Source organism: Priestia megaterium (genome assembly GCF_023824195.1).
Lineage (GTDB): Bacteria > Bacillota > Bacilli > Bacillales > Bacillaceae_H > Priestia > Priestia megaterium_D.
In genome coordinates this window covers 904,406-924,215 of the sequence record NZ_CP085442.1, presented here as the reverse complement: position 1 = coordinate 924,215, position 19,810 = coordinate 904,406, and the positions used below count along the sequence as shown (strand labels likewise).

Below are 19,810 nucleotides of genomic sequence, written 5' to 3'. Positions count from 1 at the left end.
TTTCGCTTTATACACCGTGTCCTCTTTGTCATAGGCGCACTTAGACCGAAAACAGACGGAAAGGAGTATAAAATGTTTACTCAGCTTACAGAAAAAAACCAGAATGCAGAAGAACTAAAAGAAACACTTGATGATTTAGAGTTTCAGCTATTTCGTATGCAGGATAATTTAAAAGAAATTGCTAAAAAGTATGAAGTTATTGGTGTCGATCAGCCTGAAGATAATCAGTTAGTTATTGTATCGGCACAAAATGACGGAAGCGCATGTAAAATTATGCTAAATGAATGCACAAAAGCCTATAGAGGGGCTTGGGATTTTGCTATCGACGGCGTATATGAAGATAATCACACTATTTTTATCGGTGACATTAAAGGGCCTGCTAATAAAGGATATGGCTCTGTATGTATGAATTATTTAAAAGAAGTAGCGGTTGATCAAAATGTTCATGTCATTAAAGGCGATATCGCTGAGCGCGACTGGGATCATCTCGAAAGATTGATTCATTTTTATGAAAAACATAACTTTGAGGTAAATATTGATTATACGAATAAGTGCGGAGAAATTGAGTGGACTCCAGCTTATCAATAAAAAAACGAACAGACAGCGTCTGTTCGTTTTTTATTTGATATATGCTAAGCTTTTTTCAATGCTGCTAAGAGGATTTTCTTTGCAATGGTCTTGTTCAACAATCCACCATTTTACACCTGCTCTATGTCCTTCTTGCATGACAGCCTTCACATCTACTCCTCCGGTACCAAGAGGAGCAAAAAATTGCTCGCCGTCTGTGGTCATATCTTTTAAATGAATAAACGGCGTACGATTTTGATAATGCTTCATCCACTCCACTGGATCTTCGCCTGCTTTAGTTAGCCAATAAATGTCCAGTTCGACGTTTACACCAGTCTCTTCTAAGATTGTTTGGAGAGCTGACTTTCCAGTTGACAATTTCTTGAGCTCAAAATCATGATGATGATAGCTAAACGACATGCCTTCTTTTTTACAATACGTATCAATATCATTTAAAGAATCAATAAGCACGTGATATCCTTTTTCCGTTTGACGTTCAGGCATTAAATAAGGACAAACAATATGTGAATTTCCAACTTGCTGTTCAAAGTGAATCACTTGCTCTAAATTAGATTCTAATTGTTCAAGCGGCACATGACTAGAAGCTGGCTTCAGCTGCAAATCTGTTAACCACGCTCCTACTTCTTGCGCTGTATGTCCTTCATACCCTGCAAACTCTACCCCTTGATAGCCTAATGCAGCTACTTTTTGAAGAGTTCCTTTGAAGTCTTTTTTCGTTTCTTCACGCAGCGTATAAAGCTGAACTCCTACAGGTATTTCTCCCATCTTCTCTCCTCCTGTTCATTAAGAAAGCTCCTATAATAGGAGCTTCTGCTTTTTATTTTACTGCACTTCCAAGCATTCCTGAAATAAAATGACGCTGAAGTGCCAAGAAGAAGACAATGATTGGAATGGTTGCAATGGTTACTCCCATCATTACTTGACCGTAATCAATAATCGATAATCCAATTAAGCTTGAAAGAGCAACCGGTAATGTAGCCATTTCGTTAGATGTAGTCGCAACTAACGGCCACATAAAGTTATTCCACTGCGTCATAAATAAGAAAATAGCTGCTGCAGCCATAGCAGGCTTCATAGAAGGAAGCACAATGGTTAAAAAGATTCTCATCTCTCCAGCACCGTCCAAACGAGCTGCTTCAATAAGTTCCGTTGGAAAAGCTAAAAAGTTCTGACGTAATAAAAAGATAGCGAACGGAAAGCACAGCTGCGGAACAATAAGAGCAAAATACGTATCAAGCAAATTAAAATTCGACATCAGCTGAAAAAGCGGAATGAGCGTTGCTTGATATGGGATCATCATAGACAATAAAAGCGTAGTAAAAATTGCGTTTCGGCCTTTGAATTCAAATTTAGATAGCGCATATGCAGCTGTAGAGCAGACCATTAAAGCTACAATCACATACACTACTGAAACAAATACTGAGTTAAAAAAGACGCGTCCTAAATCAATTGAAGCATTTAAATTTTGTAGATTTGTCATAAATTGATCGCCAGGCTTCAGCGTTGGAGGGTTTGTAAACATTTTCCCTGATTCATTCGTAGCGCCGATAATCATCCAGTAAAAAGGAAAAATAGAAATAATCGTGAACAGCCCAAGCATGCTGTATAATCCTATTTTGCGCATGATGTTACTTTTCTTTTTAACCTTAGGCACGGTAGCTACTGCGGTTGCTTCTACTCTCTCTAATACACTCATGATTTATCACCCGTAAATTTAAATTGGAAGAACGTTAAAATACCAACTAATAATACAACAACGTACGCAATGGCTGAAGCATATCCAAAATCAAAGTATTTAAAGCCATTTTGATAAATATATAAGCCTAGCGTCATCGTGGAATCAGCAGGGCCGCCTTTTGTTAAGTTAAAAGGTTCGTCAAACAATTGAAGCGTGCCAATTGTTGATAAAATAGTAGCAAACAAGATAACGGGTTTTAATTGTGGAACCGTTACGTGGAAAAACTTTTGAATACGATTTGCTCCGTCTAAATCAGCTGCTTCGTAAACTTCATGAGATAAACTTTGAAGAGCTGCTAGAAAAATAACCATGTTATAACCTGTCCATCTCCAAGTCATCGCAACGATGATTGAGACTTTAGCCCAAAATGGATCTCCCAGCCACTGAATGGCATCGATACCGAAAAATCCTAAAACAGTATTCATAATTCCTTCATCTTGAAGAATGATTGAAAACAAAATAGAGTATGCAACTAGTGACGTTACTGCCGGCAAGAAAAATGAAACTCGGAAAAAACCTTTTAGTCTTAAAAGCTGACTGTTTAACGCGTTAGCTAGTACAAGCGCTAATAAAATCATAACGGGTACTTGGACGATTAAAATAATACCCGTATTTCCAAGCGCTTTCCAGAAAATATCATCTCCGAGCAAACGTGTATAGTTTGATAACCCGGTAAATACATACTTTCCGCCTTCCATACTCTGAAAGCTTAGAACAAACGATGAAAAAATAGGGTAGATTGTAAACAGCGCGAACAGCAAAAGTGCTGGAGCAATAAATAAGTAAGGCAACGATTTATTTGTCTTCATGATGACCTCCTAGTACCGCAAGAAGAAGAGATAGAAGGCAATTTTCCAGAAATCACCTTCTATGCTTCTTGATTATTTTTTAATTCGGTTTTCTAAGCGTTTTTGAGCTGCTTCAAGCGAGTCTGTAACGCCCTTACCATTTGTTACTTCTGACACAGCTTTGACTGCTTCACTGTTTGCAACTGAGTAATTGCCCGTAAAGTTAACCGGCTTAATATCTTTCATTTCATCTGCGAATGTTTTCCAAATCGTTTGATTGTTAAAGTACTCATCTTGTGCAGTGAATAATTTTGAAGAATATACGGTATTTAATGATGGGAATAATCCGCCCTTCATCGCTTCTTCTTGAACTTTATCCGTTGTTGAGAAATACTCCATAAATTTGTACGCTTCATCTGCTTTTTGACTAGTTGCTGAAATCACATAGTTGCTTCCGCCTAAGTTAGAAGCACGGTTGCCTCCCTCTTCAAACGAAGGTAATAGAAACACTCCCCATTTTCCTTTTAAATCCGGAGCCTGCTGTGTAATAGAACCGGATAGCCAAGCACCAGATGGTGAACTTGCTACTTTACCTTCTGCTAAAGCACTGATTGAAGCATCCCAGCCCACTGTATTTTTAACAATGCCTGCTTCTTTTAACTTCTTATTTAACTCCATCGCTTTTTTCGCTTCTTTAGAAGTTAAATTTAGCTTACCTTTGTTATTAAAATAGAACGTACCTTGCTGTGTCAGCGCCATTCGGAATAAGCCATCGTCATTATTAAAATCTAAACCTAGTAAATCAACGCCAACTTTTTCTTTAATTTTCTTACCAGCCGCAATATAATCATCCCATGTTTTGATACTGTTTGGATCTACGCCTGCTTTTTCAAAGTAATCTGTGCGGTAGAAAACGCCTGTTGGACCTGCATCAAACGGGAAGCCGTACATATCTCCATTCTTTGATAAAAGGGCTCTCTTAAACTCAGGAAATTTATCTTCTTGCTTATCAAATCCTTTTTTAGATAGGTTTAAAAATGCTTTTGGAAATGCATCTAAATATCCTTGGAAACGATCGTCTTCTACTAATACAATATCAGGAAGGCCTTTTCCGCCAGCTTGCAATCCTGTTGTTAGTTTAGAATAAACGTCTTCACGTCCCATATCCACTACTTTTAATTTAAAACCTGGATTCTCCTTTTGATATTCTGCTGCTGCTTTCTTTAATACCGGTACGTTAATATTCCAAGCCCATGCAACAACTTCTTTTCCACCGCTACCACTTGTTTCATTAGCGGACTTTCCTCCGCATCCTGCAAGTACTAGGGTTAAAATGAGTGCAAAACTGATTAAACTAAACCAACGTTTCAATGAATACCCCTCCTATAATCTCGTCTCCTAGTGTGGCAAGTTTTTTTGTAAACGCTCATGACTCTTTCTTCCTCAAGAGAATTATTGAAAAATAATTCTGTATATTGAAAGCGTATACAATTTACTTAATCTAAATTATATGAATGAATACCTTTTTCCTCAATGGTAAATATAAAAGGCAAAAACCTTACATTTTTGCCTTTTTCTAAATTGATTTTGTTATTATGGTTTCTATTAACTTTTTCGTTCATGAAAAAAAGCGAATGTACTGTCGTTGTTGAAACAGAACACAATCGCTTATTTAAAAAAATCCAATGTATACTATTTTTTTGCTACATAAGTAACACTTTCTTGCTTATTTGGGACGTTCTAAGGAAAATAATTGCCCCAATTTACTATAGTTAGAACCCGCAAGTCGGCTGACTGGCTTCACACGTTCTGCAGAAACGCGATCGTTTTCTATCACTTTTTCACTAATATGAAACATCACAACTTCACCGATAAACAAATCTGAGCTGTATGCCTCATCCGTTCCTAATGGAACAATTTGGTGAAGCTTACATTCCATCCGAATGCTGGCTTCTTGAATTCCGGGAACCTGCACTTTTTTGCTCGGTGCTAGTGTTAACCCTGTTTCTTCGACTTCACTCACGGAAGAAGGATAAGAAGATGCCGCTTGATTCACCTGGTCCACTAAGTTTTCGTCTACAAGATGAACTACAAATTCTTTAGATGCACTAATATTTTTGGCCGTATCTTTCGTCATTTGACCTTCACTTCTCGAAACCGAAACGGCAATCAGCGGAGGCTCTGCCGCAACTACATTAAAGAAACTAAACGGCGCGGCATTCACTACACCGTCATCATTTTGACTTGTAATAAACGCAATCGGCCGGGGAATGACGACACCTGTTAGCAAATGATAATTGTCTTTTGCACTTTGTACCGCTGGATCGACTATCTTCATTTTACCCACTCCTTTTCTTCCATTTACTTTATTGTATGGTAACGAAAAGAATATAGATTAGCTAGCAACTTGCTCACCAACATCCAAAAAAAGAGATTGAGACATAACTACATCCACCTAATCCGAAGACGAACAAATGGGAGTAATGAGCTAGTATAGATCACTTGTGACACCACTGTTGATTTCCGTGCAAGGCTTCGCTTTCCGCGGGCGGCCGATGAGCCTCCTCGTCGCTTACGCTCCTGCGGGGTCTCATCCCTGCAGGAGTCTTCGCCTTGCCCTCCAATCAACAGCTAGAAGCAACTAACTAGATGAAACCTACGTTCAGTACAACAATGAAAAAATCCGAACGATTCATCGTTCGGATTTTCCTGCAACTAAAATATTTTTATTCCAGCCTATTTCTTTAATTTAACACCGTAATTTTCACTGTACGACGTCCGAATGCTTTTGCAGCTGACTCAGAAGGTACTAATACGTCAATTCGATATCCTTTAATCGCACCGCCCGTATCACCTGCTGTTGCCACTCCGTATCCTTCTACATATACTTTCGAACCTAATGGAATAACGGATGGATCTACCGCAATAATTTTATGAGTGCCTGAACTTACATTTTGTCCAGTGGCTGTTACGCCGCTACAGCCTGCACAATTAGCTGTATAAGCTGTTGCTTCTACATACATTTCTTTTCCAGAATGCTTTTGTGTGCTTTCTTCTTTTTTCGTTTCTTTTGCTTCTGAAGAAACGGCTGCTTTCTTCTCCGTAGCCGCAGCTGTTTTTACTTCTTGTTTTGGCTCTGTTTTTACTTCTTTTTTAGCAGTTGCTAGTTCAGCTTGACGCTTTGCTTCTGCATCAGCCTCAGCCTTTTCAGCTGCCTGCTGTTTCGCCACTTGCTCAGCTTGCTTTTGAGCTGCTTCTTTTTCTTTTGCAATCTTATCTTGAATGCCTGTTAATTCAGACTGAAGGTTTGCTTTTTCTGAAGAAGCTGCATCAATTTCATTTACGACCGTGCTGTATTTTTCTTGCATAGTTGTTAACGTTGCTGTTTGTTTGGCAACGTTTTTATCTAATTCAGCTTGTTTAGCCGCTAAGCTACCTTTTGCTGCTTCTAATACTTTTTCTTGCTTATCAATTTCTTTTTTATCTTTTTCAATTTGATCTAAATCATTTTGATGCTGCTTTAAAATATCATTATCTGCTGACAATAAAGTTGTGACAGCACCCATACGTGCAACAAAATCTCCAAAGTTATCAGCATTCATTAATGTATCAATAACAACGCTTGTTTTATCGTCCTGCTGTAAAGCAACTAATCGATTTTCAATAATATCTTTACGACTTAACACTTTTTCCTGAAGCAAAACGATCTCTTTTTTCTTTTTCTCAATCATTTTGTTCGCTTCTGAAATCTGCTTTTCAGTCGATGCTAACTCTTTTTTATTGCTAGAGATTACTGTATGTAATGAATTTAATTGTGATTGAATGTTTTGAACATCTGAATTGATAGACTGTTTCTCTTTCTCTTTTTGTTGAACAGCCTTTTCTGTTTCTTTAATTTTATTTTCAGTACTCTGGAGCGCTTCTTCATTCGATTGGGCGTGAGTCTCTGTAATGCCGGTCATGAAGAAAATTCCTGTGACTGCTGCAAGAGTCATACGCTTAAAAATTTTCATAAAGTAATAGTCCCCTTTCCTCATAGACATAGTTATACCATAAAAAACTATCTGTTTATGTTACAATACAGTTAAAAGTTTCCCATAATCTGTATAACCAAGAATCTCTTTCTGGAAATTCATCACCAAAATCCCTTGATAGAGAGGTTTACTGTTTATTAAAAAAGATATATTTTTGTCATAAACAGGGCAAAATTGCTCTTTAAAAATAGAAATAAACGCTTATTATTACAGGTATATTACAAATTTTTCACAGAAAATTATGTGTTTTACCGTCTTTTTTCGGTGTTTTTTACTTTTTATTACATAAATTCCACCTACATAATTCCTACACTATTTATAAAGTTGTGACTTTTTCACTTCTTTTTTACACTTTATATACATAAAAAGACGCCCATAAATCAAATGAGCATCTTTTTTCTCCACACGTATAAATCCATTATTTTTCAGAGGTTACTAGTTTTAAAGGCACTGGAATTTGCTTATCTACCTTTTTGCCTTGAAGAACATTTTTAGCAGATTTTACGGCAAGTTTACCAATTAAAACAGGCTGCTGGGCTACAGTTGCTCCTAGTTTCCCTTCTTTTACCGCTTTAATTGCATCGTCGTTTCCATCAAACCCTACTACTAACACATCTTTTCCTGAGCTGTTAATAGCTTGAATAGCTCCTAATGCCATTTCATCATTGTGAGCAAATACGGCTTTGATACCAGGGTTTCCTTGAAGAACATTCTCCATAACGTTTAAGCCTTTTGTACGGTCAAAATCAGCTGACTGTTTAGCCGTAATATCTAGCTTTTGGTCTGCAACGTTGTGGAACCCTTTTCCTCGTTCACGAGTTGCTGAAGCTCCCGGCACGCCTTCAAGTTCTGCTACTTGAGCTTTTTCCCCTACTTTTTTCACAATGTAATCAGCAGCCATTTGACCACCTTTTACATTATCTGAAGCTACCAGTGTTTCTACCTTTCCTTTTTCTGCTGAACGATCTAGCGTAATAACTGGAATACCTACATTATTAGCCGATTGTACAGCTGTTGAAATAGCAGCTGAATCCGTTGGGTTAATAAGCAGAATGTTAACACCTTGCTGCATTAAATCTTCTACATCGTTAATTTGTTTTGCTGAATCATTTTGAGCATCTACTACAACTACTTCCATGCCCAGTTTTTTTGCTTCTTTTTGTACCCCTTCTTTTAGCGAAACAAAGAACGGATTGTTTAATGTAGAAACGGATAAACCAATTTTAATATCTTTTAAATTTTTACTTTCAGATGGTTTCGCCCACTCAGGAGGCTGAAGTGAACAAGCCCCTAACAGTAATAATGAAAATGATAATAGCACGAGCCAAATTTTCTTCATGTTTTTCCCTCCTAAGCTGACTTTTTGCGATCAATTAATACCGCGATTAAAATAACAATTCCTTTTACGACCATTTGGTAAAATGACGAAACGCCGAGTAAGTTCAAACCGTTGTTTAACGTTCCGATAATCAGCGCACCAATTAACGTTCCAACAATGCGTCCACGTCCGCCTGAAAGGCTTGTTCCACCCAGTACTACTGCAGCGATAGCATCTAACTCGTAAGACGTACCTGCCGTTGGCTGAGCAGAGTTCAAACGAGAAGTCAAAATCGCTCCTGATAGCGCTGCCAATAATCCTGCTAGTGAGTAGATCATAACCTTAACTTTTGGTACTTTAATTCCTGAAATAAATGCTGCTTTTTCATTTCCCCCGATTGCATATGTTCTACGGCCAAACGGCGTTTTATGCAAAATCACCCATAGGACAGCAAAAGCTAGTACCATCGTAATTGCCGGAACAGGAATACCTAGAAAATAGCCGCGGCCAAATAACTGGAAGTAATAGTTTTCGCCTAAGCCCGTAATTGGATTTCCATCTGTATAAACAAGCGTTAACCCTCTAAAAATTGTCATCGTCGCCAGCGTTGCAATAAACGGCGCCATTTTTCCTTTTGTAATAAGCAAGCCGTTAATCATACCCATTACAGCTCCTAACACACATCCTATTAAAATAGCTAAAATAGGATCTACACCTGACACAATCATACCTGCCATTAACGCACTTGATAAAGCAAGTATAGAGCCAACCGATAAATCAATTCCGCCTGTTAAAATGACAAATGTCATACCGAATGCAATTAAGGCATTAATGGCTACTTGACGCAGCAAGTTTAAAATATTTAAAGGTTCTAAAAAGCTTGGATTTAAAATCGATACAATGACAATAAGAATAAATAGACCTAGTAACGGACCTAGTTTTTGCATCACGTTATCAACGCGATTTTCTTTTATCGCTGTGTTTGCTTTCATTTTACTGACCTCCTGTTGCAAATGTCATAATTTTTTCTTGAGTTGCTTCTTCACTTGTCAGTTCACCTGTTATTTTTCCTTCATGCACAACCAAAATGCGATCGCTCATGCCGAGTACTTCCGGAAGCTCTGAAGACACCATAATAATAGCCACGCCTCTGTCTGTCAGTTCATTCATAAGCTGATAAATTTCACGCTTTGCCCCGACGTCAACTCCTCGAGTTGGTTCATCTAAAATCAGCACTTTTGGTCCAATGCCAATCCACTTGGCAATAACTACTTTTTGCTGATTTCCTCCTGATAAGTTACCCGCACTCGTCTCAGACGACTCGGTTTTGATCGTTAAACGTTTAATAAGTAAATCTACAAATTGCTGCTCGCTTTTTTGTTCAATAAAGCCTTTTGGCGAAAAGCTGAATAGACTTGGAAGCGCAATATTTTCTCGAATAGAAAAATCCAGGACGAGCCCTTCTGTTTTACGATCTTCTGTAATGAACCCGAGACCTAATTTAATGGCTTGGTCGGGCTTTGTGATACTGACCCGTTTGCCATTTAATACAATTTCGCCTTTTTCTAACGGATCAAGCCCGAAGATAGCGCGCATAATTTCGGTTCGGCCAGCTCCCATTAGCCCCGCAACACCGACAATTTCTCCTGATCGCACTGAAAAATGAACGTCATGAAATACACCTTTTCTCTCCAAGCCTTTTGCTTCAAATACAACGTCTCCCTTAGGAGATGTCCTAGCAGGAAATCGATCCGTTAGCTCTCTTCCTACCATTTTGCGAACAACATCATCGAAGCTGGTTTCTGGAATCGGCTTTTTGTCTACCGTCTGTCCGTCACGCATGACCGTAATGGAATCACAAATAGCGAAAATCTCTTCCATACGATGTGAAATATAGACAATCGATACACCTTGTTTTCGCAGCGCATTAATTACGTCAAATAACTTTTGAATTTCTCTTTCAGTAAGCGCTGCAGTTGGCTCATCCATGATAATGACTTTTGCATTCGTCATCAGCGCTTTGGCTATCTCAATCATTTGCTGCTGTCCGACAGAACAAAGTCCCGCTTCTTGATCAAGAGGAATGGTCACAGATAATTTTTCAAACTGCTTCTTTGCTAACGCTTTCATTTCTTTTGTTTTTAAAAAACCTAAAGGCGTTTTTAATTCTTTGCCGATAAATAAGTTCTCAAGCACCGTCATTTCAGGCCAAACGTTCAGCTCTTGATGAATAAAGGTAATTCCGTTTTGTTCTGCTTCTTTTGGATTTTGAAAATACGTCTCTTTGCCATCAATCAGAATCTGCCCTTCATCTTTTTTATGAAGGCCGGTTAAAATATTCATCAGCGTAGATTTCCCCGCTCCATTTTCCCCCATTAGTGCGTGAACTTCACCTTCATGTAATTCAAAATCCACGCCCCTTAGTACACGGTTTGCTCCAAAGGCTTTATGAATCCCTCTCATTGCAATATGCATGCTGTTCACCTCTTTTAAAAAATAACTCCCGCTTGTAAAATGCAGTTTGCATAAGGAGTTGCTTCTCCTGTACGAATCACAACTTTCGCTTTACTTGTCAGCATTTTTAATTGTTCATGCGATACTTCTTCTACTAAGATGTTTTGCTTCTCCATCAACTCGTAAGCCTTTTGATTTCTTTCTTTCATTTCAGAAGCAATCACTATTTTTTCTGTAGCCATATCTTCTAACACAGCTACTACTACGTCTTCAAAGCTAGGCACTCCTAGCTTTAAAGATAAATCAATTTTAGGCACGTCACTAGGAACAGGTAACCCTGCATCTGCAATGACAATAGTATCTGTATGACCTAGATCTGTGAGTATTTTCGTAATATGACTGTTAATCATTCCGTGACGTTTCATTTACAGACTCTCCTCCACTTCTTTTCGAGTCGGCATACCGCCTTGCGCACCAAATTTAGTGACGGATAGCGAAGCTGCGCGATTAGCAAACTGAATTCCTTTTTCAAAACCCATCCCTTCGGCAAGTGCCACAGCAAGCGCTGCGTTAAATGTATCTCCTGCTCCTGTTGTATCAATCGTTTCTACTTGATAAGAAGGAACCAATACTTCTTTCTCGCCGTTAAAATAGCGTACACCTTGTTTTCCTTCTGTAATAAACAATTTATTTGGATATTGTTTTAATACTTCTTCTTTTTCTTTTCCTTCAAATAAAAGCTCTGCTTCATGTTCATTTGGAGTGATGTAAGAAACTTGTTCAATCACTTCTGCTTTTAATGGTCTTGCAGGCGCTGGATTTAACAAAAGCGGTACTTTAAGTTCCTGACAAAGCTGAGCAACATATTCAATCGTTTCTTCTGGAATCTCTTGCTGAATAAGTACGATATCAGCTTCTTTAATTTTTTCTTTTGCTTTTTCTACGTAGTCTGGAGTAATATAATCGTTTGCTCCTTTGACAACTACAATGCTGTTGTCTCCTTCAGCGAGTATAATGTGAGCTGTTCCGCTATCTGAATCTGTAACCGGTTTCACATTTTCCACAGATACACCGTTTGATTTGAAATTTTCCAGGATTGCTTTTCCGTAATGATCTTCGCCCACACACCCAATCATACTCACATCAGCTCCAAGACGGGCTGCTGCAACAGCTTGGTTCGCTCCTTTTCCTCCAGGAACGGTTTTGAATGATTCTCCTAACACTGTTTCTCCAGCTCCAGGACGAATATTTGATGTTACTACTAAATCCATTGATGAACTTCCAATCACAGTTACTTTAGCCATGTTCCTCAACCTTTCGTGTCGTATTTCGTTCAATAAACGTAACGGGTAGTTGTACTTGCTTTTGAATTAAAGGTTCTTTCTTAATGCATTTCATTAACAGACCTGCTGCTTGCTTGCCCATTTCATAAGCAGGCTGACGAATTGTAGACAGCGCTGGAAAAGAAAAGCGGCTTTGCGGAATATCATCAAAACCAATTACTTGTAGATCATCAGGCACGCTTTTTTCTAATCGAAACGCCTCGTGTAAAACGGCTGTGGCTACAATGTCATTACTTGCAATAATCCCGTCCGTTTCAGGGTACTTTTGAAAGATTTCCTTTGCCCATTTCTGCGCATCGTCAAACGCTAGAGAATTTGTATTTAATACGTAAAAGTCTGCATCAGACTGACTCAAAACAGACAGAGAGCCTTGAAAACGTTCTTGGGCAGGCTTTACATTTACTGGACCTTTGATAAGTGTAATTCTTTTACTTCCTCTTTTGATTATTTCTTCTGCAGCAAGTTTTCCACCTTCAAAACCATCAGCATAAACGGATGGATAATGATCAGAACTTCTATCTAAAAACACGACGGGAAATGTAAGACCTTCATATAGTTTCTGAGCTAGACTTGTTGTTGCCGTGATCATCCCTACTACATGGTTTTGCGTAAACGTTTGGAGATAGGTTAATTCTTTCTCTAACTGCTCATCACTATTGCCAAGAATTAAACGAAATCCATGGCTATGTACTTCATCTTCTATTCCTCGTGCAAGCTGAGGGAAAAAAGGGTTTGTAATGTCTGGAAGCAAGAGACCAATCAAACGCGATTCACGTGTATAAAGCGAACGGGCTACCTCGTTAGGGCTGTAGTTTAATTTTTGAATTGTATTCATTACTCGCACACGCGTGTCTTCTTTTACATATCCTGTACTGTTTAAAACGCGCGAAACGGTCGCAACGGACACGCCTGCTTCTTTTGCTACATCGCGAATTGTTACCACTTTATTTCCCTCCCTTCATATATGTAACCGTTTACACAAATAATAACATGGAAAAGTGAAGTTGACAATCTTTTTATTAAAAAAAATCACTCCATTAAGAAGTGATTTTTCTTTCATTAGATATTAGCGTCTAGTTTCTTAAATAATTTCAAAAATTGCTCTTGATCTTTCGGTTCATAGCAAGAAAAGAAATGAGCAATCATCTTTTGCACAATTTCATTTGCTTCTTCAATCACTTGTTCACCTTTAGCAGTTAACTCAATGTTTACCTTACGACGATCCTCTTTAGAGTGATAGCGTGAAACTAACTCTAAGTCTATTAAACGATTAATAACAGGAGTAATCGCACTAGGCTTGACACGCATCTCTTCTGCCAGCTTGGTTACCCCAATGTGACTGCACTTACCGATAATTAATAAGATATGATATTGAAAAGGTGTAATCCCTTGTGAAAGTAACCTTTCTTTTATCTCTGTCATTACCTTTTTGTTAAGGGATATCGAAATTCTCTGGACCTCTTCAATAAATGTGAGCTGTTCCATGTTTTGACGTCCCCTTTCTTATAATCAGGGAGTCGATGTTAACATGTCAGCCCCCTGCTGCACTCCAAGCGAAACCTAACCTGGGGAGAGCGGCTGGTTTCGCGGAATGCTTATAACCTATTTTCTATCTACTTTATTCCGTACTATTATAATAGAAGAAACTCATTCACTATCGTTTTTCTTAAACGATCTTAAAGCCTTACGAAAAGCGTCATCATTCATAACGTCACGTTCTTCTTTTGTAAAAACCGTGTCGTCTTTTTCGCCTTCTCTAAACTTTTGCAGCACTTGACGATACATATCATCGTTCATGACATCTTTTTCTCTCTTATGTCTAGATGTTCTTGTTTCCGTCTTCGCCTGCGGCTCTTTTGGCTCTTCTTTTGGTGCTGCAGGTTTTTCTTCTGCTACTTTTGGCTCTTTAGGAGCATTTGAAGCAGCCGCTTCTTTTTTAGGTGGAACTGTACGCTGGCGCTTAGAAGATGATGCTTTGGCATTCATTGTAATAATTAGTACAACCAGAATCACAGCTACAACGATCAGTAAAATACCTAACATACCGTCACCTACTGTCCTTGTGTCATTCGTTTAGTCACTTGAACAACACGTTCTCCTAATGCTTTACCTAGCGCTTGGTCGTTCTCTGTTAATAATTCGTCACCTTCGATTGGACAAGTAATTCCAACACCGTAATAAGTACCGTAAAGCGCATTTTCTGGGATGTTACCTGGTAACCCAGCAATAATCATACCTTGATGAAGCATAGGTGTAATTAAATTTAAAAGCGTCGCTTCTAAGCCACCATGCGTTGTAGCTGTTGTACAGAACACCGCACCTACTTTATTAATTAATTTACCTTCTGCCCATAGATAACCTAATTTATCGATCCACGTTTTTAACCCTGAACTAATTGTTCCAAAATGCCCTGGGCAGCCCCAAATAATAGCATCCATTTCAGGCAGTTCACGTACATCTGCATCTTCGACATGCTTTACATATACGGTTGCTTCTCCAGACAGCTCGGCGCCAGAAGCAATCGCTTTTGCTAATGCCTCTGTATGTCCGCCTTCACTATCATATACGATACAAATTTTCATCCTTTATCCCTCCGTTGCTTATGAGTTCATATCTTTTGGTGCCGGTAACATACGAATATCGTCTGTTGTTTCTTTTTCTGTCTCTTCTACTTCTACTACTGCATCTTTACGAACATCACGTAGGAAGAAACTTAAAATCAATCCAATAATGGCAATAATAACTGTCCAGTAAAACGCGTCGTTAATTCCTTGTACAGTTGCTTGCGCTTGAACTTTTCCAGCTAATGTTGTTAAAGCTTGTTTTTGCGCTTCTGTTTGAGAAAGGTGAAGCGTTTGAGCAATCTTTTGAACAAATACCTGGAAGTTATTCATAAAGAATGGATCCGATGTAGTCATTGAACTGCTCATTTCATTCACATGATATGTTGTGCGATTTGTAAAGATTGTAGTCATTAAACTGATACCGATTGAACCACTCACCTGACGAAGCGTGTTCGCCATTGATGTACCATGGCTGCTTAATTTTGCCGGCAGCTGATTTAAACCAGCCGTCATAATTGGCATCATCAATAATGACATACCGAATGCACGGATCATATAAATAATAACAATATGACTAAACGGTGTTTCAAGCGTTAATTTTGTAAATTCAAATGTTGTCACAACTGTAATCAACATCCCGACAATCCCTAGTGGACGCGGTCCTAATTTATCAAACAGCGTACCAGAAATTGGTGACATAACTAACATAACAAGTGCACCAGGCAAGATTAATAAACCTGAATCAAATGCGGAATAGCCACGAATATTTTGCAAGTAAATTGGCAATAAGAACATACCAGCATACATGCTAATTGTGATGGCAATACTAATGATATTAGATAATGAGAAAATACTGTATTTAAATACTCTCACATCAAGTAATGGACTCTTAAGTCGAAGCTGCTGCACGACAAAGATGATTAATAATACAATACCGCCAATCATCGTTGACAATACAACTGAATCCGTCCAGCCATCGTTTCCAGCTTCACTGAAGCCGTATAGAAGTAAAGCCATACCTACAAGAGATGTAAACACAGAAATTAGATCTACTTTTACATTTTGAGGTGGTTTAATATCTTTTAATTTAAAAGCTGCAATAATAAGTACGAGCGCACCTAGTGGCACCATTCCCGTAAATAAAATGTGCCAGTCATAGTTTTGAATAACCCATCCTGAAAGCGTCGGTCCAATTGCCGGAGCGAACATCATGGCTAAACCAAAGATACCCATTCCCTTTCCGCGCATATGAGGAGGGAAAATAAATACGATAATGGTCATAACTAGAGGTGCTAGCACTCCGCCTCCGACTGCTTGAACCAGACGTCCGATTAGCATAATCGAGAAAGTAGGCGCAATTCCGCAGACAAGTGCCCCTATTGTAAAGCAGGCCATTGCAAATAAGAATAAGCGACGAACTCCAAAACGTTCAATTAAATAGGCTGATAATGGAATAAGTGCACCATTTACAAGCATATATCCTGTAAGCAACCACTGTGCGGTATTAGCCGTAACGCCAAACTCTGTAATCAGATGCGGAATCGCAACATTTAGCAGCGTTTGGTTTAAAATTGCTAAGAATAATCCAAGCATAAGTACGACTAGCAGCGGGATATGCTTTTTAACTGAGCTTTCCTCTGGTTGTATCGTGTTTGCTGACATCAGTTCCTTCCTCCTTTCTTCTCTTCTTAATCATGTACGTTCTTAGTTTTTAGAGATTTTAACTTCTGCGTTCATACCTGGTAGTACGTTTTCAGAGTAGTTAGAAATAGAGATTTTAACAGGAACTGTTTGTGATACTTTAGTATAGTTACCGTCTGAATTAGAGCTTGGCATTAATGAGAAAATTGAGTTTGTTGCATAACCGATTTCTTCTACTTTTCCATCGATTGTTGTTTTAGTATCTCCGTCAACTGTTACATCAACGTCATCGCCAGCTTCAATATCTTTTAATTTGTCTTCTTTAATGTTTGCAATGATAAATAAGTTATTCATATCTACTTCGCTAGCAATTTGTTGACCAGCTTGAACCATTTGATTTTCTTTTACCTGTGTTTTGATGATTTTACCATCTTCTGGTACTGTAACTGTTTTTTCTCCATCTTCTGATTGGATTTTAGCTACCTCATCATCTTTTGAAACATCTTTACCTTCTTCAATGTTCCAGCTTGCTACTTTACCTGCCGCTGGCGCTACTACTGTATAAAGGTCGCCGGACACTTTTGCATTGTCTGTGGATACATAATTAGATTTTTGAATATAATAGTATCCCCCACCAATAATTAAAGCTAATACTACAATAATTCCGATAAAGTTCATTAAAATTAAACGCCCTCTTGACATTTATTTTACCTCCTTAATATTTCATTCAGTTAAGTATTACGCTAGATAACTTTATCACAAAGATATTTAGTTGTAAATAACTTTGATTTTAATTTATTTTTAAAACTAAACATTTATGTTTCATAAAGTTTTCCCGACTGAATACTTTACTACATCTTTAACTGAAATACAACTTAAAAGTTTTGGTTTCTTTACAAGTACTTTACTTTACTTTAAAGTTAGATATATAAGCATAGGGTTATACACAAAAACAGCTCCTTTTTTTGGAACAAACTCCCTATATACATAAACCACAATAGGTAACTAGCAGCAATTGTTTAACACCTATAATGATAAAGAAAAGGTGATTATAATGGATCAGCAGTTAATAGATAAACTAGAAAAACTTGACCAAGTCAAAACCTCATTATTTGAACTCAAGCGAAAGCTCTTGGAAGATAAAATCAGTGAGCAGCCCTATAATTTGACCATTACGAAATTTTTAATTCTAAAATTCATTGGAGTCAGCTCTAAACGTATGGTAGCCGAAATTTCTTCAAATCTAAAGCTAACCTCCGGGGCTACTACCATTTTATTAAATCAATTAGAAGATGATGCACTCATTAAGCGCGTACGTGACCAAAAAGACCGCCGAATTGTATGGATATCCTTAACAGAGGCTGGCGAAACATTAGTGAACTATGTAATTGAGCAGCGAAATTTATTTTGGCAAGACATGCTTTTTGCTCTAACTCCTGAAGAACAGGATGAGTACCTCCGCATGCTTGAAAAAATGGAAAAACGAATTAGACAAACTGTGGATCGTTAATGCAAAAAAGCGTGTGTTCATTTATTTTATGGACACACGCTTTTTATGACCCGCTACTACTGACGAGTTTAGGAAGCTTTTTGTTTGCTGCCTTTAAAATTCAGGATTATTTTTCAAAAATCCATTCCAAGCCTGTGCTGTAGCTTTTTCAATTTCTTCTTTGGAAGCATGAAGCCTCTTAGCGCTATCTCCATAGCCAATTTCGATTTTACCTTTTTTCAATTCTTCAAATATTGAATCAGTAAAGTCATCAAGCGATGCTCCAAATGTATGAAGTCCCGGTCCTCCTAAATCCGTGTTCACGGCTGGAGGAAGAATTTCTATCACTTCGGTATTTGTTTCTTCTACTTGATGTCTTAAACTAATCGTAAACGACCTTAACGCCGCTTTTGTTGCGCTGTAGATTGGCACCCATGCTCCAGGTGTTAAAGACAGCCCGGACGTTACGTTAATAACCGCAGCTCGTTCTTGTTGAACGAAATGAGGAATCAATAACGAAGTTAAATGAATAGGAGCACTTACATTACTCATTATTTCTTTTTCGTAATACTGCCACTCTTCGTGCATGTGTAAAAGATTTACGCGCTGCTGAATGCCTGCATTATTCACAATAACATTTAATTTTGTGAACCTTTCAGTCGCCCATTTTACTAGCTCTACTCTGCTTTCTTCTATTGATACGTCGCACACTTTTGTATGTAACGAAGGGAATCTTTCTTTTGCTTCTTGCAGCTTTGATTCCCTTCTTCCACAAATAATGACTTCATTTCCTTCATTTAAAAAACGTTCTGCAAGCGCCAACCCAATTCCGGACGCTCCGCCCGTAATTAAAATAGTGTTTCCTGACATTTTCATTACTTTTCCTCCTCGTTCAACCATCACATTTATTTTTTAATAAACAAAGCGCTACTGCATGAATGACAATAGCGCTTTGTTTATTATTTATCTTACAAGACGTTTTAGTCTTGCTTTAAAATTAAAAGTCAAAGTTATCCGGATCTGGACCTACGCGATGATTTTGATTTAATGCGTTAATTTTTTCAACTTCTTCTGCATTTAATTCAAAATCAAATACGTCTGCATTTTGGATAATACGATGTTCTTTTGTTGACTTAGGAATAGTTACTACTTCGTTTTGTAAGTCCCAACGTAAGATAACTTGAGCAGTTGATTTTCCGTACTTTTCAGCAATTTGAGTTAACACTTCGTTATCAAGCAGCTCACCTTGTGCAAGCGGTGACCATGCTTCCACCTGGATTCCTTGTTTTTTGCAGTATTCACGCACTTCTGTTTGTGTTAAAAGTGGATGAAATTCGATTTGGTTTACCATCGGCTTAACTTCTGCATCTGCAATTAAGTCTTCTAAATGATGAACTTGGAAATTCGATACGCCGATTACACGAATTTTCCCGTCTTTATAAAGCTTTTCAAGTGCTTTCCACGTATCTTTATACTTACCTTCAACTGGCCAGTGAATTAAGTATAAATCTAAATATTCAAGACCTAGCTTGTTTAAGCTTGTTTCAAATGCTTGAAGAGTTGTGTCATATCCTTGATCTGCATTCCACACTTTTGATGTAACAAATAGTTCTTCGCGAGAAACACCTGATTCTTTGATCGCTTGTCCAACGCCTTCTTCATTTTCATAAATTTTAGCCGTATCAATGCTTTTATATCCAGCTTTGATTGCATATTTAACTGAATCTACAACTTCTTGACCATCTTCTACTTTATAAACACCTAAACCTAACCAAGGCATTTTAACGCCGTTTGCTAAGGTCGTCGTTGACTGTAAGTTTTCCATGTTGCTGTTCATCCCCTTTTTTACTGTT

General features: G+C 38.1%; 22 protein-coding genes. 2 read left to right on the top strand and 20 right to left on the bottom strand.

The window, feature by feature from the left end; genetic code table 11:
• Window positions 1-72 precede the first annotated feature (72 nt).
• Complete coding sequence (locus LIS78_RS04795; protein WP_060744920.1) at window positions 73-588, top strand: GNAT family protein; 516 nt, start codon at window positions 73-75, stop codon at window positions 586-588.
• Between the two features lie 30 nt (window positions 589-618).
• On the opposite strand, the gene LIS78_RS04790 is transcribed toward LIS78_RS04795, so the two are convergent.
• The 18 genes from LIS78_RS04790 to LIS78_RS04705 form a co-directional block, all read right to left on the bottom strand.
• The gene (locus tag LIS78_RS04790) at window positions 619-1,353 is read right to left on the bottom strand and encodes a sugar phosphate isomerase/epimerase family protein (protein WP_195781045.1); all 735 of its coding nucleotides are present in this window, start codon (window positions 1,351-1,353) and stop codon (window positions 619-621) included.
• Window positions 1,354-1,405: 52 nt separating this feature from the next.
• Window positions 1,406-2,212: a carbohydrate ABC transporter permease gene (locus LIS78_RS04785; RefSeq protein ID WP_013055640.1), complete on the bottom strand. Its 807-nt coding sequence runs from the start codon at window positions 2,210-2,212 to the stop codon at window positions 1,406-1,408.
• Between the two features lie 68 nt (window positions 2,213-2,280).
• Window positions 2,281-3,135 carry a carbohydrate ABC transporter permease gene (locus LIS78_RS04780; protein ID WP_195781046.1) on the bottom strand — a complete coding sequence of 285 codons (855 nt, stop codon included), beginning with the start codon at window positions 3,133-3,135 and terminating at the stop codon, window positions 2,281-2,283.
• Window positions 3,136-3,207: 72 nt separating this feature from the next.
• On the bottom strand, window positions 3,208-4,485 hold the full coding sequence (locus LIS78_RS04775) for an ABC transporter substrate-binding protein (protein WP_195781047.1): 1,278 nt from the start codon (window positions 4,483-4,485) through the stop codon (window positions 3,208-3,210).
• 355 nt (window positions 4,486-4,840) lie between these two features.
• Entirely contained in the window at window positions 4,841-5,452 is a 612-nt protein-coding gene (locus LIS78_RS04770) for a flavin reductase family protein (RefSeq protein WP_195781048.1), read from the bottom strand.
• Between the two features lie 107 nt (window positions 5,453-5,559).
• Window positions 5,560-5,742, bottom strand: a complete 183-nt coding sequence (locus tag LIS78_RS04765) for a hypothetical protein (protein WP_195781049.1) — start codon at window positions 5,740-5,742, stop codon at window positions 5,560-5,562.
• A gap of 116 nt (window positions 5,743-5,858) precedes the next feature.
• Window positions 5,859-7,127, bottom strand: coding sequence for a 3D domain-containing protein (locus tag LIS78_RS04760; RefSeq protein ID WP_025749708.1), 1,269 nt, complete (start codon window positions 7,125-7,127; stop codon window positions 5,859-5,861).
• 439 nt (window positions 7,128-7,566) lie between these two features.
• On the bottom strand, window positions 7,567-8,487 hold the full coding sequence (gene rbsB / locus LIS78_RS04755) for a ribose ABC transporter substrate-binding protein RbsB (protein WP_014461376.1): 921 nt from the start codon (window positions 8,485-8,487) through the stop codon (window positions 7,567-7,569).
• Between the two features lie 11 nt (window positions 8,488-8,498).
• Window positions 8,499-9,458: a ribose ABC transporter permease RbsC gene (gene rbsC, locus LIS78_RS04750; RefSeq protein WP_025749709.1), complete on the bottom strand. Its 960-nt coding sequence runs from the start codon at window positions 9,456-9,458 to the stop codon at window positions 8,499-8,501.
• Window position 9,459: 1 nt separating this feature from the next.
• A complete protein-coding gene (locus LIS78_RS04745) occupies window positions 9,460-10,941 on the bottom strand; it encodes a sugar ABC transporter ATP-binding protein (RefSeq protein WP_195781050.1) in 1,482 nt (493 codons plus the stop codon).
• Window positions 10,942-10,955: 14 nt separating this feature from the next.
• The gene (rbsD, locus tag LIS78_RS04740; RefSeq protein ID WP_013055631.1) at window positions 10,956-11,345 is read right to left on the bottom strand and encodes a D-ribose pyranase; all 390 of its coding nucleotides are present in this window, start codon (window positions 11,343-11,345) and stop codon (window positions 10,956-10,958) included.
• Complete coding sequence (gene rbsK / locus LIS78_RS04735) at window positions 11,346-12,224, bottom strand: ribokinase (protein WP_209151047.1); 879 nt, start codon at window positions 12,222-12,224, stop codon at window positions 11,346-11,348.
• On the bottom strand, window positions 12,217-13,206 hold the full coding sequence (locus LIS78_RS04730) for a LacI family DNA-binding transcriptional regulator (RefSeq protein WP_252284704.1): 990 nt from the start codon (window positions 13,204-13,206) through the stop codon (window positions 12,217-12,219). The genes rbsK and LIS78_RS04730 overlap by 8 nt, the downstream gene beginning before the upstream one ends.
• Before the next feature lie 116 nt (window positions 13,207-13,322).
• Window positions 13,323-13,748 carry a MarR family winged helix-turn-helix transcriptional regulator gene (locus tag LIS78_RS04725; RefSeq protein ID WP_013055628.1) on the bottom strand — a complete coding sequence of 142 codons (426 nt, stop codon included), beginning with the start codon at window positions 13,746-13,748 and terminating at the stop codon, window positions 13,323-13,325.
• A 162-nt stretch (window positions 13,749-13,910) separates the two neighbouring features.
• Window positions 13,911-14,306 (bottom strand): hypothetical protein, encoded by a 396-nt coding sequence (locus LIS78_RS04720; RefSeq protein ID WP_252284703.1) that lies wholly within the window; start codon window positions 14,304-14,306, stop codon window positions 13,911-13,913.
• 8 nt (window positions 14,307-14,314) lie between these two features.
• Window positions 14,315-14,845: an NAD(P)H-dependent oxidoreductase gene (locus LIS78_RS04715; RefSeq protein ID WP_013055626.1), complete on the bottom strand. Its 531-nt coding sequence runs from the start codon at window positions 14,843-14,845 to the stop codon at window positions 14,315-14,317.
• 18 nt (window positions 14,846-14,863) lie between these two features.
• Window positions 14,864-16,489 (bottom strand): DHA2 family efflux MFS transporter permease subunit, encoded by a 1,626-nt coding sequence (locus LIS78_RS04710; RefSeq protein WP_195781052.1) that lies wholly within the window; start codon window positions 16,487-16,489, stop codon window positions 14,864-14,866.
• Window positions 16,490-16,531: 42 nt separating this feature from the next.
• Window positions 16,532-17,170, bottom strand: a complete 639-nt coding sequence (locus LIS78_RS04705) for a biotin/lipoyl-containing protein (RefSeq protein ID WP_028412179.1) — start codon at window positions 17,168-17,170, stop codon at window positions 16,532-16,534.
• A 352-nt stretch (window positions 17,171-17,522) separates the two neighbouring features.
• On the opposite strand from LIS78_RS04705, the gene LIS78_RS04700 reads away from it, so the two are divergent.
• Window positions 17,523-17,978: a MarR family winged helix-turn-helix transcriptional regulator gene (locus tag LIS78_RS04700; protein ID WP_016763199.1), complete on the top strand. Its 456-nt coding sequence runs from the start codon at window positions 17,523-17,525 to the stop codon at window positions 17,976-17,978.
• Window positions 17,979-18,071: 93 nt separating this feature from the next.
• On the opposite strand, the gene LIS78_RS04695 is transcribed toward LIS78_RS04700, so the two are convergent.
• Both LIS78_RS04695 and LIS78_RS04690 read right to left on the bottom strand, forming a co-directional pair.
• The gene (locus LIS78_RS04695) at window positions 18,072-18,833 is read right to left on the bottom strand and encodes an SDR family oxidoreductase (protein WP_252284702.1); all 762 of its coding nucleotides are present in this window, start codon (window positions 18,831-18,833) and stop codon (window positions 18,072-18,074) included.
• Between the two features lie 121 nt (window positions 18,834-18,954).
• A complete protein-coding gene (locus tag LIS78_RS04690) occupies window positions 18,955-19,782 on the bottom strand; it encodes an aldo/keto reductase (protein WP_252284701.1) in 828 nt (275 codons plus the stop codon).
• Window positions 19,783-19,810 lie beyond the last annotated feature (28 nt).

Coding starts and splice junctions, on each gene's coding strand:
- LIS78_RS04795 (WP_060744920.1), top strand. CDS start 73: ATGTTTACTCAGCTTACAGAAAAAAACCAGAATGCAGAAGAACTAAAA.
- LIS78_RS04790 (WP_195781045.1), bottom strand. CDS start 1,353: ATGGGAGAAATACCTGTAGGAGTTCAGCTTTATACGCTGCGTGAAGAA.
- LIS78_RS04785 (WP_013055640.1), bottom strand. CDS start 2,212: ATGCGCAAAATAGGATTATACAGCATGCTTGGGCTGTTCACGATTATT.
- LIS78_RS04780 (WP_195781046.1), bottom strand. CDS start 3,135: ATGAAGACAAATAAATCGTTGCCTTACTTATTTATTGCTCCAGCACTT.
- LIS78_RS04770 (WP_195781048.1), bottom strand. CDS start 5,452: ATGAAGATAGTCGATCCAGCGGTACAAAGTGCAAAAGACAATTATCAT.
- LIS78_RS04760 (WP_025749708.1), bottom strand. CDS start 7,127: ATGAAAATTTTTAAGCGTATGACTCTTGCAGCAGTCACAGGAATTTTC.
- rbsB (WP_014461376.1), bottom strand. CDS start 8,487: ATGAAGAAAATTTGGCTCGTGCTATTATCATTTTCATTATTACTGTTA.
- rbsC (WP_025749709.1), bottom strand. CDS start 9,458: ATGAAAGCAAACACAGCGATAAAAGAAAATCGCGTTGATAACGTGATG.
- LIS78_RS04745 (WP_195781050.1), bottom strand. CDS start 10,941: ATGCATATTGCAATGAGAGGGATTCATAAAGCCTTTGGAGCAAACCGT.
- rbsD (WP_013055631.1), bottom strand. CDS start 11,345: ATGAAACGTCACGGAATGATTAACAGTCATATTACGAAAATACTCACA.
- rbsK (WP_209151047.1), bottom strand. CDS start 12,224: ATGGCTAAAGTAACTGTGATTGGAAGTTCATCAATGGATTTAGTAGTA.
- LIS78_RS04725 (WP_013055628.1), bottom strand. CDS start 13,748: ATGGAACAGCTCACATTTATTGAAGAGGTCCAGAGAATTTCGATATCC.
- LIS78_RS04720 (WP_252284703.1), bottom strand. CDS start 14,306: ATGTTAGGTATTTTACTGATCGTTGTAGCTGTGATTCTGGTTGTACTA.
- LIS78_RS04715 (WP_013055626.1), bottom strand. CDS start 14,845: ATGAAAATTTGTATCGTATATGATAGTGAAGGCGGACATACAGAGGCA.
- LIS78_RS04710 (WP_195781052.1), bottom strand. CDS start 16,489: ATGTCAGCAAACACGATACAACCAGAGGAAAGCTCAGTTAAAAAGCAT.
- LIS78_RS04705 (WP_028412179.1), bottom strand. CDS start 17,170: ATGTCAAGAGGGCGTTTAATTTTAATGAACTTTATCGGAATTATTGTA.
- LIS78_RS04700 (WP_016763199.1), top strand. CDS start 17,523: ATGGATCAGCAGTTAATAGATAAACTAGAAAAACTTGACCAAGTCAAA.
- LIS78_RS04695 (WP_252284702.1), bottom strand. CDS start 18,833: ATGAAAATGTCAGGAAACACTATTTTAATTACGGGCGGAGCGTCCGGA.
- LIS78_RS04690 (WP_252284701.1), bottom strand. CDS start 19,782: ATGGAAAACTTACAGTCAACGACGACCTTAGCAAACGGCGTTAAAATG.